Here is a 14842-nt window from a genome sequence, read left to right as displayed (position 1 = left end):
CGAATTCCGTATTGTATAATCAAATCATATTTGTAAAATTGTCAGAAAAAAATGAGGTTATAAATATGCGAGAGCACCATTCGGCTTCGCCTCTCAAGGCGCTTATTGAATTATTCGACTCGGAGTGGAACCAGTTTTCGATTCATTCGTTTGGCCTCTGGCGGAACAGAGGATGGGACGGGGCAGGCTCCGGGTTCGAATTGAACTACTACACTCGGGGAGAAAACACGGTCGTGCAGGATAAGCGCACGCTGACATTCAAACAGGGGGACCTGTTTCTAGTTTCGGACTCCGTTCATCACAGCTATTGTCCGGAGGGGTCGTTCGATTTGTATTATTTATTGTTTCATTTCGATCGGCCGGAATTAAATTCACGTATGCGGAGTCTGTTCTCACAGTTGAAGCTCGAGACAGAGCCGCTGTCCGTACCCGGTTCGCAATCCGATCTTCACGCGCTGATCACCGAGCTTCGCATGAATCGTCAAGGTTCCGTGCTGGCCAAACATTATTTTCTTCATATTTTCGTTAAGATGCACATAGTTCTGATGCAGAGCACCGGGCAACGGAATAAGAACGAGCGAATCGTCCGTCAAGTTATTGAAGACATCCAGGAGCGTCTTGACAACGGTCTGAAAATTTTATTGCCTGAGGTGGCCGCAAGACACTCTCTCAATGAAAGGTATTTGAATCATATATTTAAAACGATAACGGGAACTACGATTGGGCAGTATATTCTCTCATTTCGGATCGAGTGGGCCAAGCGCTTGCTGGAAACGACATCCATGCCGGTTACCGAGATTGCAGTTGTAACCGGCTTCTATGACGGTGCCCATTTCTCCAAGGCATTCAAGGTAAGTCAGGCGATTTCTCCGTTTGATTACAGGATGCGGCATGCCTATTTATCGATTAATCCCGATTCCGGGCTGTGATGATGAAGAAAAGCACCCCCTGCAATATACATTGGTTTGACCACTCGTGGTATTAACCAATGTCTACGCTAAAGAGGGTGCTTCATCCCATAATGAAATCTTAATTCCAAATGACTACTAATAATGACATAGAAAAATTATTTTAAGCCTTAATTCAGCTTCTGTAAGAAACCAGCCCTCAGCTCGTAATACTTCTTCCAAGCTTCCGCTTGCTTGACTTCGCCATCCACAATATCCGCTCTCGATAAAATATCTGTGTAGTCTTTATAGTTGCTGTCAAATTTATCTACAGGGCCGGTAATTGCCTTTACGATAAGGTTATCCAACAAATCATTGTGCGGCGCAAGAAGATTGTTATTTAAATCAGTTGTTACAGCTTCATATTCAGCTTTCGCTTCAAGTGCTGCTTCATCAAGTGCTAACTCTGCATATAACGTCATTGCTTTTAAGTTATGTTTCTGCCATGCCGTGCTAACGACATTTAATTGATCGTAATTGCTTTCGCTGAATGGATACACAACAGACGGACTATATACATAACCCATTTCTCCCGCCTGAACAAGGCCATATACTTCGGGATTATTCATTGTGCCATCTTGGCCTTTAATACCGTAGTACCATCCATCGCCTGTTTCATCTTGTGTGCCGACTAATTTGTATTGTTCAACCTTTTTGTATTCCGGTTTGTAGCGTCGGTCCATTCCTTCGCCTGTATACATGTCCGGTGTACCCCATTCACGCAGGAGAGCAGCTTCAGTAGAATAATTCCAATCAATCCAGCCAAGGATTTGAGGTATCATATCTTCAGTCACTTTTTTAGGGTTAATTACCTTAGAATTCCACTTTGTAGTTAATGGAAAGTATTGATTAGCCGCATCTTGATAGCTAGGATCTAAATCATTAGCAAAAATAGGATAGTATCTCCAGTCATATGTCTTGCCTTCTTTGCGGATCTTTTCTAGATTTGCTGAAATAGGATGCCACATATTTACGACAGCATACTCGCCATTAATAATTTTAGCATCACGTTGTTCGTTTTTCTGAATGTAAAATTCTTTGCCAAACAGACCTTGATTAAAGCCTTTGTTCATAAAGGAAATATAGTTTTTCCACTCTGGCGTCAACTGGTAGTCCTCGTACGTATTTTTAGATTCATTGATAATAAGCGGATATGCGTTGCTTAAGCTCAATCCTGTTGCTGAGAACAATGACCAATGCAGCGCTCCCCTGGAATTCTCAAATTGAAGGTGGCCCGGCGTAATTTCTCGGCCATTCTCTGTTATTTTAAGGTCTTGTACCTTTTTGAGATAATCGGATAACTCATCAAGATTTCTGATTGGAATATCCATAATTTGCTCTAGCGCTAATTTACCTCCGTTTGCTATTGTCAAAGCTTTGAGTTCGGCTGCATTCATGGCTTCCGGATATATTTTTTTCAAAATATCATCCCTAATCCAAACCGCATAACCGCCGTTTCCGAGGCTCGAGTCACCGTAAGGTGATTTGCGATATTCTTCTTTGAGCAGTGGACTTGGCAACGAAGGTATGGCCCACAACTTGCCATCACTCGGGTCAACGCTTGCTTGATACCACTGTTCCATGGTAACGCCTAAATCTGTCAACCTTTCAGTCGTATATGGCATATATTTTTTCAATTCATCCAATGTGAATTCACGAGCCATTCCAGCCTTTTTAAGCATAACCATATTATCTCCGTTATCGGCTATACCGTTTTGATTTGCTATAACAGCCGGCACGGTATTGGCTAATATTTGCATTTGCAGCCAGCTTTTATAGTCTGAACCTGCGGGTATTTCTATGATGTTAGGTATAACTTTCGTTTTTTCGCGCCAGATAGGAGTTAAGCGGTCTTCTACTGGTTTACGCGGATTTGTTGATAATTCTCCCAATACGTCCAAACGTATTTCTTTAAAAGCAGTAGTAGATTCGCCGTCAGTGGGAGTTGCACTTTCCGAATTGATTGTTTCCTCATTATTGTTGCTGCATCCAAATAGAGTAAACGTTAGAACAAAAGCGAGCATCATTGTCATAGTCTTACGCTTCATAAACATATATAAATCCTCCCTTTTTATATTACTTATCAATAACAGAAGCTTTACGCCTTAACCGCGCCCGTCAACATACCCTTTACGAAATATTTCTGGAAGAACGGGTAGACAAAAAGTATTGGGAACGTTACGACTACCATTACAGTCATCTTGATTACTTCAGGAGTAGGTACGGTATTGTTAGCCATTGACATGATTCGGCGCTGCGAAGCAGCTGATGTCTTGGTAAAATCAATCAATGTACTGGCTTCAGCGCGATTTATTATTTCATAGAGCACAAACTGTAATGTGCTTAAGCTCCTATCTGTTACATAAAGCAAGTTGGTATAGTAATCCAGCCAATTGCCTACTACTGAGAAAAACAAAAATGCGGCAAGAATCGGCTTGCATAAAGGCAGTATAATTTGTAGAAATATGCGCGGATACCCTGCGCCGTCAATTGTAGCCGATTCCTGCAATTCTATCGGCAGCTCCTCAATATGCGTTCGCATAATGATCATACTGAAAAATCCAAATGCTGCTGGCAATACGTATACCAAAAAGTTGTTAATTAGGCCGAGCTTTACCATGACAACATAATTCGAAATGATCGTACCGCCAATAAACATCGGCATCATGAAGAAAAAGAGCAACGTCCTGCGTCCCGGCAAAAATCGTTTGGATAACGCAAATGCCGCCAGCACGGTTACAAAGACAGAAAGAATCGGACCAACTATGCAGCGAAGCGTTGTCACGATAAATGCAGTCTGCAGCCTGTCATACTGGAAAACAAAAGCATAGTTTTCAAGCGTGAACACACGAGGGAAAAACCATATCGGCCCGGCAGCCGCGTCCGCTCCCGTATTAAATGACATGATCAAGATATACCAGAACGGATAGATGGCAGATAAACTCCAAACAATCATAATGAAGACGTTAAACGCATCGAATACTCGTTCAGATGACGTTCGTTTAATCTTATTTTTTCTAAGAAAAGGAACTGATACCGCTTTCATTTTTTTAAGCCCCCCTGCCCTTAAATGATGCCTACGTTACTAAGGCGCTTCGTCGTATAATTTGTAACCATAATTAGAATAAAGGCTATCAGCCCCTGAAACAGACCGACCGCGGCGGAATAAGCATACTGTCCGCTCACTAATCCTTGGTAATAGGTGTATACGCCTATCGTATCCGTATCTAATCGGATCATCTTATTTTGCAGATTAAAAACTTGGTCAAAATTTGTTGCGAACAGTCCGCTCAACGAGAAAATAAGAAGGATGCACATCGTTGGAACTAATCCCGGGAGCGTGACATACATCAAACGCTGGAACCGGCTTGCTCCATCCACCTGCGCTGCCTCGTACTGCTGCGGGTCAATGCCGGTGAGTGCTGCGAGATAGAGGATCGTTCCCCAACCCGTTTCTTTCCAAACCTCCGAAATCACGAGAACCGAAAGAAAGTTATTTGAGTCCTGCATATAAGAAATACGTGTTGCCTCTGGGTCGATCAATTGACGAATATTATTGACAAGTCCGGTAGGATCGACGGTTAGAAACATGTAGAACAAACCTGCAACCGTTACCCACGATACAAAATGCGGTATATAGGACGAGGTCTGCACCAGTTTCCTGAAGCGCTCATTCCGCAATTCATTCAGCATCAACGCTAAAATAAGCGGGGCCGGAAACGTTGCAACCATCATGGTTACGCTGTACAGCAGCGTTCTTCCCATCAACTGATAAAAACCGGGGTCATTCAAAAACTTTTCGAAATTGTCCAATCCAATAAATTTGCTTCCGAAGCCGAACCAGCCCTTATTGAAATCATAGTCTAAGAAAGCAATGTAATTAGAGAACATCGGCAAATAGGCAAATATAACGGTTAGGACAATAGCGGGAAGCAGAAACAAATACAGCACATGAATATTATGTGCCTTTAAGCTTTTTCGTTTTTTTTGATTTAGCATCCCGTCATGCATCGTGCTTTTAAATGTAGCCACCTGAAAACCACTCTCCTTTTCATAAGCGTAAGCGCTTTCAACGTATAGGCCTCATATTTTTTCGCGCTCTATGCGCTGTGGCTTGCCGGATTCGGCGCAATCGTATATCGCATGCAAACAGGAGAAATTGAAAACCGCCTGCTCGTTGACGACCGCCAGCGAGACGTCTCCTCTGACCTTGCGGACGAAGAACAGGACCGGATGATCCATAAAGCCGAATTCGCTTTCGTTCGCGGCCAGGCTCTCGCTTGATAACGGCTCTCCGTTCTTATCGCATGTATACACCACGTTGTCCGACTCGAAATACGGCGACCATCTTACTGCTCCGAGCGTGCCTTCGATCTCGACGTGATGGTAAGCCTCACCATGCGTGCAAGAAGCCCGTTCATACTGAACCATAACTTTGCTGGAGTCGTTCAAGCGGTAACTCAGCATCGCTCCGACATGGCCCTCCACGTCATAGATGGTATCGATCGGATCGGCTTCGGTCAGCGGTTTGCTGGTCCAAGCCGCAGCAACCTCGACGGAGGCGGGCGACAACAAATCATTAATGACGGTAAAATCATAAGGCCCCCAGTCCATCCCAACGCCTCCCGCGCTCTTTGAGCGGTCGAGAAACCAACGGCTCTCCGACTGGTATTCAACGCCTGATCGTGCTCGTTGGCCCCGGTATACGAAGGTGACTTTGTAAATATCACCCAGCGCGCGGGAATGCAGCAGCTTTTTGACTTCGTCCATCTTGGGCAGACCGAGGAAACGGACGCTGCAGCATCCGATCAGCCGGTTATGCTGCTTGGCCACCTGCAACAGTTCATTCGCTTCCTCGGCATTCATTACAAATGGCTTTTCGCACAAGACGTGGCGTCCGGATTCCAGTCCCATCCGCGACAGCTTGCAGTGCGTGAAAGGCGGCGTGCCGACAATGACGATATCGTCGTCATAGGCTTCTTCTGCCAGCATCGTCTGCGCATCCGAGAAGGTCTGCGCCTCGGGATAAAGCTCGGCAAAACCGGACAGCGCCTGTGGATTCGGGTCTGCGACTTTAATCTCGCAGCCCTCCTCGAGCGCAAGCTTACGGATAGCTTCGGCATGGGTACGCCCAATTACACCCGCACCAATCAAATAAAAACGCATAATGAAGCACCTCATTTATTTTTTATAGTAGTTCTGACCATGCAAGCGACACGTAAAATGATTTTTTCATCACATTACTTTCCTTATCTTTGCTAACGATCGAAGCTCTAATTGATCCATTAATTCTGCCGTCTGGTCGTAAGCTTCGGTCACCCATTCGATGATGCGATCTGGATCATCGGCAAATTCCAGCTCAATGGATACCACATCGTCGTATCCGCATTCGTGCAGCACCATCAAATACCCTTCCAGATCCGCGTTGCCTCGTCCGGTCGGCCAATCGTTGTGAACGATGCCGTCGTTGTCGGACAGATGAACGCCTCCGATTTTCCCTTTCAGCCGCGCGATCTCAGCAGCCGGAATGCCCCGAACGTGCAGATGGCCAAGATCAATATTGGCCAGGCAGTTCGGCTTGTCGACGTCCTGGAGAAACTTCTCCATCGTGTCGATGTCGTTAACCAGCGAATAGGTAAACGGCTCCAATTCGACAAGCACGTTCATCTCACATTTGGCCGCGTAGTCGGACAATTCTTTCGCAGCCTCGACGGCCTCCCGCCATTGCTGCTCGGGTTTGATCACATTTTTCTCCCAGATGTATTCTCCGAGAACGATCAGTAGATTTTTGGCGTCCAGAAAGACGCCCATATCAAGCAGCCGCTTGTAGGAATCGATCGCATACCTGCGGACATGCTCCTCCAGCGAGATCAGCTCCGGATAAGCAGAGACCATCGAGGAAATCGGCATGTTTCTCTCCTCGCACATCTTCTTGATACGTTTCAAATCGTAGGACTTGAATGAAAAGTTGGGAAAAATATCAATCGTATCGAAGCCAATCTCCTTAATCCTGTTGATTCCTTCAAAATATTCAACGTCCGATCCGAACCAAGCCGAATTGATGCAACCCAGTTTCATCCTTCATCACTCCTCGAATGGTGTCGTTAAATATGACTGACAACGGTGGTTTTGCCTTCAGATGGCTGCGCCGATTGCGCCAGCCCGCTTACGTTTACAGATAGCGGGTTTTCGCCCAATAATCTTCATACGATCCTTCGAACAACTGCTTGGCCTTCTCTTCCCCGACGACAAGGGCGCTCGTGAGCACTTTCGGCGGTTGGCCCAGCTCAGTCAACCTGCTTGCAATCTTGCATTTGATCAGATTGACGATGACGGTGTTGCCAATAGTGGAAACGGGGCCTACCGGCGTCTCCAGATTTTCGATCTTCACCATGGCGTCCCCGGGAATCGCACAATTGTCGATAACGACATCGGCCAATTCGTAGAGCTTCTTTCCGGAAGAATGTTTAGCCGGGGACAACTCACTATGCGCCATGGAGGTCACGGCGATAATCGGAATGCCGCGATCTTTCATCTCCTGGGCTATTTCGACGACGACTTTGCCCGTCCCGCTGTGGGAGAACACGATGATGCTGTCATGCTTCCCATAATGAAAATTTGATGCAATCACTTTCCCGAAGCCTTCCACATTTTCCAAATACATCGCCTGGCGCTGCCCATTAGATCCGACGACTGCATGATGATTCGTAAGAGACAGCTCCACCATGGGATGAAAGCCGGCAAAGCTTCCGTACCGTGGATACATCTCTTCGACTGCCATGCGGGAATGACCGCTGCCGAACAAATGGACGACATTTTCGTTGACCATACTGTTCATGCAAATGTCGACAGCCCGGTCGATGGCGCCCATTTGAAACGTTTCGATTTTTTCGATGACCTGTCGAACACCGTCCAAGTAATTGGTGACATATTCAAAATCGTGATTTGTATTGCTCATTCTTCATCTCCCTTTCTGGATATACATCAACTTATTGGGCGAGCCATCCGCCGTCCACCGGAAGTGCAATTCCTGTAATGAACTTCGCTTCGTCCGAAGCGAGAAACGCGATGGCCGCCGCAACGTCCTGCGGGTAACCCACATGCGGGGCGAGCGGCTGGTAATACGTCAGCGCATCCCGAATTTCATCATTCGTGACTGCTCGTTGCGACATTGGCGTATCCAGAAGCCCCGGACATACCGTGTTGATTCGGATGCCGTCCTTCGCATAATAGACCGCTGCTGAGCGGCTCATCGAGATGACCGCCCCTCGGCTCGCTGCGTAAGCGTGCGTGGTAAAATGATCCTGCGTCCCCAGCATGCCGAGAATGGATGATATGTTCACGATCGATCCGAATTGCTGTCTCTTCATAATTCGCAAAGCCAGCTGATTGCTGTAGTACACACTGGTCACATTGTTGTTCATGACCACATTCCAGCCCTCTACGGTACACTCGTGGAGCGGCCCGTCCCCCCATCTTCGCCCGCTGATTCCGGCGACGTGAACGAGAATGTCCAGTGTCTCCCAGCTTTCCATCAATTGTTCATAGATTGCTTCCATCGAAGCATAGTCCGAGGCGTCTCCGCTGAACGCACGGATGGAAGCGTGTTCAGGCGCAAGCGCCATCAGTTCGTCTTGGGCCGCTTTTGCTTTCTGCTCGTCTCTTCCGATGACGGCGACATTTATACCTTTTTCCAAAAAAAGCTTGGCCGTCGCCAGACCGATACCGCTCGTGCCCCCTACGATTATGGCGTTTTTAGGCATCATACCCACCCCTTCTTATATTCGATGCGGCGGAGGCAACCGTTTCCGCAATTGAAATCGAGCGTTTTTCTTTAAGCGATATGTAGCATGATTCCATCATAGCCATCGTCACCAGATTGTTCCGTCCACTGATGAACGACTCCTCGCCTGTCGACAGCGAGCGGAACATTTCGTTCATCGTATATTTGAAGGCTCCGGGGAACCAGCTTCCCTCAAGCTTCGGCGATTGCCAACTGGAATCCGGTTTTCTGGATAGATAGGAAATCTGGCTTGGACCGCCAGAAGGCCATCCCATGTTAAGCCGGATAACTCCTTCTGTGCCTTCAATTTTATAGAAAACACCAAACCCTTCCTTATCCCATGTAAACCCGTCGTCCCATGCCGACGCCAGCATCCCGGTGTCGTATTCCAAGATATACGAAGATGCGTATTCACCGCGGTAGCCGCCCTCCGGATGAGGAATCGCGCTGGCGAATAATCGTTCCGGCGCCCCGAACCAGTAGCGAAATTGATCCAAATGATGAATGCTCATGAACAGAAACATCAATCGTTCGTACTTCTTCTGATATTCCTGCCAATGCGGCTTATAGCGCATTTCGATCGTGGCATACACCGGCTTGCCGACAAAGCCTTTCTGAAGCAAATCTTTCGTGGCCATAACCGCCGGATCAAACCGCCCGTTCTGGTTGACGATCAGGCGAACGCCCGCCTCATGGCAAATACCCACGACATCAACCGCTTCCTGATAAGTCGAAGCGAGCGGTTTTTGCGCCAGAATATGCTTGCCTGCTTTTGCCGCCATGACGATCAATTCCGGTTGAATATGAGGCGGAACGGCAATATCAACAATGTCGATCGCAGGGTCCTCAAGCAGTTCTCGAACCGAATCGTACACCTTCGGGATGCCGAATTCGGCCGCCGCAGCCGCTGCTCTCGCTTTTGTCCGCGAGGCGATTCCTTCAACACGGAACCCCGCCTCCCGATAAGCGGGGAGATGACATTCTTTAATAATAAACCCGCTTCCAATAATGCCTATTCCGTAATCGGTGTTCGCGCTCATCTCGGGAATATAGTCTAATTGCAAAATTTCCTCATCCATCGTTAGTCCTCTCCGCATCTTTCCTTTTGCGCTTATTTCGAAAATGAAAACGCCCGTGCAGGATTATGAACCATAAACTTGGCAATCGTTTCTGCGTTAAGCCCGTTCTTCATCAAGCGCGGTATAAAGGATTCCGCCAGATGTGCCATGCCTGGACCTCCGCCGTATGCTTTCCAATAGGAACGAAGAGCAAAGTCTGTGCCGAGCAGGATCTGGTTCCCGAAGCCGGCCTCTACAACTTTCACGATCAAATCAATGATCATGCTATCCGGCCAATATTTGATCCGGGATGCATTGTCGTATTCCAGGAAGACGCCGCTCTCCAGCATGGCGATGTGATACTCGAGATCCGGATTTCGGTCCGTATGGCAAATAATAATCGAGTCCGCCGGAACGCCCAGATCGGTCAGAAGCCGAATCTGTTCCAGCCCCATCGTTCCTTCTTCCGTATGGGTCGAGATGGGTGCCCCGGTTAATCTCTGAGCTTCTGCGACGGCATTGAATAATTTTTGCGATACGGTGCTGATCCGATTATAGTCCGATGCACCCTTTAGCAGTCCTGCACGCGCCGATATGCGCTCCACGATCGGCCCGTTGTAGCTGTGACGGTCCATCCCTTCCATCACTTCTGCTACCAGCAGGTCGCAGATTTGACGTTCCGAGTAGTGGTAAATCCAGTGAATATCGTCGTAATACATCGGCTTATGGAATCCCGTTGCGGCTATGACATGCGTATTCGTGTTTGAAGCGATTTCAACGAGTTTCTCAGGATGTCGCCCGCAATCGAGCGGCATCATGTCGACAAAGGTTTTAATGCCGTGCAGCTTTACTTCCTCCACTTCCTTGCAAGCCGCCTCTACACTGTTTAGCAGCAAGTCGCTTTTCTTCATCACTCCCAGACCACCGGAAATAATAAGATGCTCATGTGAATACACCATGCCCAGATTAGCGGAATCGACATCGCCAAGCACCGTTCTGACTTTTCCCAATTTTGTCCCTCCCACTCGAACACCTGATTAACTTCAATCGATAATAGCATGCTGCTCTTTAAGGATGCGCCTGACCGCCTCAATATCCAAATCGGCGAAATCGGATTTAGCCTTCGCTGCGAGCGCAGCTGCCGTACCCGCCGCTTGGCCCATGGCCATCGCCTGCGCTGAATTTCTCGCGGATGCCTGCGCGCCGTGTGTTGCGGAGAGGCATCGTCCAGCTACAATAACGTTGTGCAGCGCGGTTGGGACAAGGCAGCGGAACGGAATATGATAATGCCCGCCGTCCAACACATAAGCCCAACGTGTGCCTTCGCCTGGATGATGATCCTCGACCGGAGCAGCGCAGCAGGCGATGGAATCCGCGAACTTGCGGCCGTTGATGACGTCTTCCTCGGTCAGTGTATAATGTCCTTCGATTTTGCGCGTTTCGCGTACGCCTATATACTGGCTTGTACCGATCAAGAAGGCGCTTTCAAATCCCGGAATCTGTGACTTCAGGAAAGCGGCATACTGCTGCACCTGCTTCCTGCCTTCGATCTCGGCCTTCGTCAGCGCAAAGGCATCGGTGGCGTCAATGTTTTTCACCCGTACCATATTCGCTTGAATGACACCAGGATTCGGCGTCCGGTGATACGAGCCGTCTTCACGGGGGAGCGTAAACTTACCGCTTCGATTCGCTTCCTGCATCCGCACCGCCAACTCGTTATGGCTTATCGCAGCCGCACGCTCCAGATCGACGTTGCCCATGAAAAAAATCGTGCTCAGTGACTGGTTCGGCTCGGACTCCGATCCTGCGTTGAAGCCTCCTCCCGCACGGGCTACAATATCAGCGTCTCCCGTCGTGTCTACAAAAACAGTCGCTTTTACTTCCGTCAGTCCAGCCTTGTTAGCAAGCCAGACGCTGTTCACCCGGCCATCCGAAGCTTCCACATGACACGCCGTCGTATGAAACAGAAGCCGGCTGCCAGATTGCAAAATCAGATCCTCGTAAGCGATCTTCAGCGCCTCCACATCGTAGGTCAGCCCCGTTCCAGCGCCGTATGTATTCAGCCTCTCAAATAGCTTGTTCTCCCCGCGCAGCCGTTCCACAATCTCGTCGGGGATGCCGCCCACGACTTTTCTCGAGCTCTCGCCCGGCGTATAAAATCCGTAAAAGGTATCTACACCCGTTGCTGTCCGGGAGCCTCCAAGACAATTCTGACTCTCCACGAGCAATACGTTTGCGCCGTTTCTCGCAGCCGCTGCCGCCGCCATAACGCCCGCAGCACCCCCGCCCAAAACTACAATGTCAGCTTCTTCCGTATGTCGCCTAATCATGAATGCCTCCATTCTATTCTCCGCTTGATGAAAGGTTTGCCGATTCTCTAAAGTTCCGAATCTGACGGTGCCTGATCAATACGCCGGGGAACGTTTGCGCGTAATAACCTCCTGTTGGATCTTTCCGATCCTCACGGCATCGCACTGATCCTCGAACAGCGCAATGATTTCCTCACGAGCTCCGTCGACTACAAACGCAGCTGCCATATTTTTATCGTTTTCCGTTCTCGGCGTTTCCACCTGCTGGACTGCAAGAATATCGATCAGAGCAGCCGGAACGAGCTGGGTGCTGTGCCAAATGGCGGCATCGATAACGCCGTCCGCAATTAGATAAGGAATGTTTCCGTAATGAACATTTGCTTTCTCGTTGCCTGAGAATATTTCGTCCGACAAGGTAATGTGATCGTAAGAAGTCGGGTCGAGGCCTATCCTCCATTTTGTTATGTCCGAAGTTACATCCTTTCTCCGTAAAATAATCAGATCCATATAATAGCTGTTGTTTTCCATGATCGACACAATCCGTAAATTCGGATGCTCCGCGCAAACTTGCACCGCAGACAAATGCGACATAATCACAAAATCACACTGCCCTCCGAGCAACTGCTTTACTCTGATGGTCCCGCCGTTTTTGTATGTCAGACTGCATGTGATGCCCTGTTCCATGAACATCTCGATCAGTCCGGATGCAAGACCTGCGAATTCAATCGTATTCGGAAGCGGTGATGATCCGACCAGCGGTCCTTGTTCCGTCATGCCCCATAACGCTGACATATCCTTCTCCAAGAGAAGGGTTCCAAGCTGTCCTTTCGACTGCAGTTTGATCGCGCCCGTTTCCTTAAGCGCGCTCATCGCTTTATCCACAGTGCCGAAGCCGACGGAAAACTTAGCCGCCAATTGAGGCGTAGTTGGAATCTTCGTACCTACCTTGCACGTCATCAACTCTCTAGCGATGCTTTTGACTAAATCAGCTGATTTGGAGTTTAAATTTTTCATATTTTCAGTATACGGAAAATTGAAATTAAGTCAATCCCCTATCGATGTTCTTTGCAAAAACGTCTGAACCGTTGCGTTCAGCGATCTTTCAGCCAGCCTTAAGTTAAGAATAAGTAAAGGCCCGTACAATAGCATTTGTAAGCAACAAGTGGCCTGAACAAGAAAAGAGGTGTGAAATGAATAAAAATCTGAGCTATCGCAACGAATTGAAATTTTTCATTAATTATCATCAATACTTCATCATACGACAGCGGCTGAAAGCTCTGATGCTGCAAGACAAGCACGTCGGCCCGACTGGAGAGTACCATATTCGGAGCCTGTACTTTGATGATATTAATAACAAGGCGCTCCATGAGAAGCTGGGCGGCGTTCGGGACCGGGTCAAGTACCGCATCCGCATATACAACGGCCAAGATAACGTCATTCACTTTGAGAAAAAAATTAAATTTAAAGACTGCATCGCCAAAGTGAAGGAGCCGCTTACCAGAGACATGTACGACATGCTGATGGCCGGCGATTACGATGTGCTTAAAAGGCCGAACAAACCGCTACTAAACGAAATTCATAATGAAATGATCCATAATCTGCTGCGGCCGAAGGTCATCGTCGATTATGTCCGGGAGCCTTACGTTTGCGATAATGGCAATGTACGGATCACATTCGACAAGGAGCTGCGAACCGGGCTGCATGCTGTCAATATTTTTGACCAAAGCCTGGAGCCTATTCGCGCCCTCGATAATGACCTGATCATTCTTGAGGTCAAGTATGATGCTTATCATCCTGCTTCTCTCCTGCGCATTCATCGTCTTTTACAAACGCAAACGGCTGTAAACATTCGAATACTGAAAAAGATCGCTAACTTTTGCCCTAAGGCACTCAGTTAGCGATCTTTTGTCTGTCTACAATATTCGCATGTCGGTCAGTCAATCAGAACTAGCTTCTCGCCAACACGAATCTGCCCCGTTTTCTTAACAGAAGCATAAACCCCAAAGTTTAAATTCATCTCAGTGTTAATTTTCTTCAACAAAGAAGCATCACGTTCAAGCGTGTCCGGATCAAGCGTAACCATAGAGCAGCGATCGCAGTACTTATCCACTTGCAATTCCGCGCTGCCCACAGCAATACGTTTACCGATCCAATCCTTTTCGCCAAAAGCGTTCTCGTCTACGGTCACTAGTATATTGGCTCTAAAGCGCCGCTCATCGAGCTGCTTTCCCCATAGCTCTTCAAGCTTATTCAGGCTAGTGTTCGTAATGATGAGGATGCTGGCTTCATCTACTGCTTTAAGGTCTGGACTTTCTATTTGATAGCTGCGCATCCGCATCTTCTTCTTGGAATACTTCTGCATTTCTACTAACAAATCATCATCCCAGCTAAAAGATTGACCTTCTGGAGAAGTCACTTTGACTTGGGGATTTTCTGAATCCTTATTCTCTTCAACGAACCCCGCTTTGTATGCAAGCATTGTCGGGATATCTCTTGCCGTAAAGAAGCTATCCCAGCCTTCCTTGGTTTCGTCAAAAAAAGCAAAACAGCGGTCGCCGACTAAACCGTAAGTATCTATTTCACCTATATCCAGGCTCTCCCCGGCAAATGATTTAATGGGATAACGGTTTATACCACTGATTTCACCAATTAACGTCAAACGAAAAACCTCCTCTTACTCTATCTATCCCGAATCACAATTCATCCCATTTCACTCAATCACGCATGACTATCATTATAGTATAA

General features: G+C 47.7%; 14 protein-coding genes. 2 read left to right on the top strand and 12 right to left on the bottom strand.

Annotated elements, in window-relative coordinates; translation table 11 throughout:
- Nucleotides 1-65 precede the first annotated feature (65 nt).
- The gene (locus AC0YN6_RS10830; RefSeq protein WP_475746793.1) at nucleotides 66-929 is read left to right on the top strand and encodes a helix-turn-helix domain-containing protein; all 864 of its coding nucleotides are present in this window, start codon (nucleotides 66-68) and stop codon (nucleotides 927-929) included.
- A gap of 149 nt (nucleotides 930-1078) precedes the next feature.
- On the opposite strand, the gene AC0YN6_RS10825 is transcribed toward AC0YN6_RS10830, so the two are convergent.
- From AC0YN6_RS10825 to AC0YN6_RS10775, 11 genes are all read right to left on the bottom strand, one after another.
- Nucleotides 1079-3001, bottom strand: a complete 1923-nt coding sequence (locus AC0YN6_RS10825) for a type 2 periplasmic-binding domain-containing protein (RefSeq protein WP_475746792.1) — start codon at nucleotides 2999-3001, stop codon at nucleotides 1079-1081.
- 44 nt (nucleotides 3002-3045) lie between these two features.
- Entirely contained in the window at nucleotides 3046-3993 is a 948-nt protein-coding gene (locus AC0YN6_RS10820; RefSeq protein ID WP_475746791.1) for a carbohydrate ABC transporter permease, read from the bottom strand.
- Between the two features lie 20 nt (nucleotides 3994-4013).
- Nucleotides 4014-4979 (bottom strand): ABC transporter permease, encoded by a 966-nt coding sequence (locus AC0YN6_RS10815; RefSeq protein WP_475746790.1) that lies wholly within the window; start codon nucleotides 4977-4979, stop codon nucleotides 4014-4016.
- Nucleotides 4980-5030: 51 nt separating this feature from the next.
- Nucleotides 5031-6113: a Gfo/Idh/MocA family protein gene (locus tag AC0YN6_RS10810; RefSeq protein WP_475746789.1), complete on the bottom strand. Its 1083-nt coding sequence runs from the start codon at nucleotides 6111-6113 to the stop codon at nucleotides 5031-5033.
- Between the two features lie 69 nt (nucleotides 6114-6182).
- Nucleotides 6183-7025 carry a sugar phosphate isomerase/epimerase family protein gene (locus AC0YN6_RS10805; RefSeq protein WP_475746788.1) on the bottom strand — a complete coding sequence of 281 codons (843 nt, stop codon included), beginning with the start codon at nucleotides 7023-7025 and terminating at the stop codon, nucleotides 6183-6185.
- 94 nt (nucleotides 7026-7119) lie between these two features.
- Nucleotides 7120-7905 carry a sugar isomerase domain-containing protein gene (locus AC0YN6_RS10800; protein WP_475746787.1) on the bottom strand — a complete coding sequence of 262 codons (786 nt, stop codon included), beginning with the start codon at nucleotides 7903-7905 and terminating at the stop codon, nucleotides 7120-7122.
- A gap of 31 nt (nucleotides 7906-7936) precedes the next feature.
- Nucleotides 7937-8713, bottom strand: coding sequence for an SDR family NAD(P)-dependent oxidoreductase (locus AC0YN6_RS10795; RefSeq protein WP_475746786.1), 777 nt, complete (start codon nucleotides 8711-8713; stop codon nucleotides 7937-7939).
- Nucleotides 8703-9827, bottom strand: a complete 1125-nt coding sequence (locus AC0YN6_RS10790) for a Gfo/Idh/MocA family protein (RefSeq protein WP_475746785.1) — start codon at nucleotides 9825-9827, stop codon at nucleotides 8703-8705. Before AC0YN6_RS10790 ends, AC0YN6_RS10795 begins: the two co-directional genes overlap by 11 nt.
- Nucleotides 9828-9841: 14 nt before the next feature.
- The gene (locus AC0YN6_RS10785; RefSeq protein WP_475746783.1) at nucleotides 9842-10798 is read right to left on the bottom strand and encodes a phosphotriesterase family protein; all 957 of its coding nucleotides are present in this window, start codon (nucleotides 10796-10798) and stop codon (nucleotides 9842-9844) included.
- A gap of 33 nt (nucleotides 10799-10831) precedes the next feature.
- A complete protein-coding gene (locus AC0YN6_RS10780; protein WP_475746782.1) occupies nucleotides 10832-12130 on the bottom strand; it encodes an FAD-dependent oxidoreductase in 1299 nt (432 codons plus the stop codon).
- 63 nt (nucleotides 12131-12193) lie between these two features.
- Nucleotides 12194-13111 (bottom strand): YhfZ family protein, encoded by a 918-nt coding sequence (locus AC0YN6_RS10775; protein ID WP_475746781.1) that lies wholly within the window; start codon nucleotides 13109-13111, stop codon nucleotides 12194-12196.
- 176 nt (nucleotides 13112-13287) lie between these two features.
- Between AC0YN6_RS10775 and AC0YN6_RS10770 the strand changes: the two genes are divergently transcribed.
- On the top strand, nucleotides 13288-13995 hold the full coding sequence (locus AC0YN6_RS10770) for a polyphosphate polymerase domain-containing protein (RefSeq protein WP_475746779.1): 708 nt from the start codon (nucleotides 13288-13290) through the stop codon (nucleotides 13993-13995).
- Between the two features lie 35 nt (nucleotides 13996-14030).
- Here AC0YN6_RS10770 and AC0YN6_RS10765 read toward each other — a convergent pair whose 3' ends face one another.
- Nucleotides 14031-14756, bottom strand: coding sequence for an MOSC domain-containing protein (locus AC0YN6_RS10765; protein WP_475746778.1), 726 nt, complete (start codon nucleotides 14754-14756; stop codon nucleotides 14031-14033).
- Nucleotides 14757-14842 lie beyond the last annotated feature (86 nt).

It is taken from the genome of Paenibacillus sp. J22P15 (genome assembly GCF_056269345.1).
This window is presented reverse-complemented; position numbering and strand designations above follow the sequence as displayed.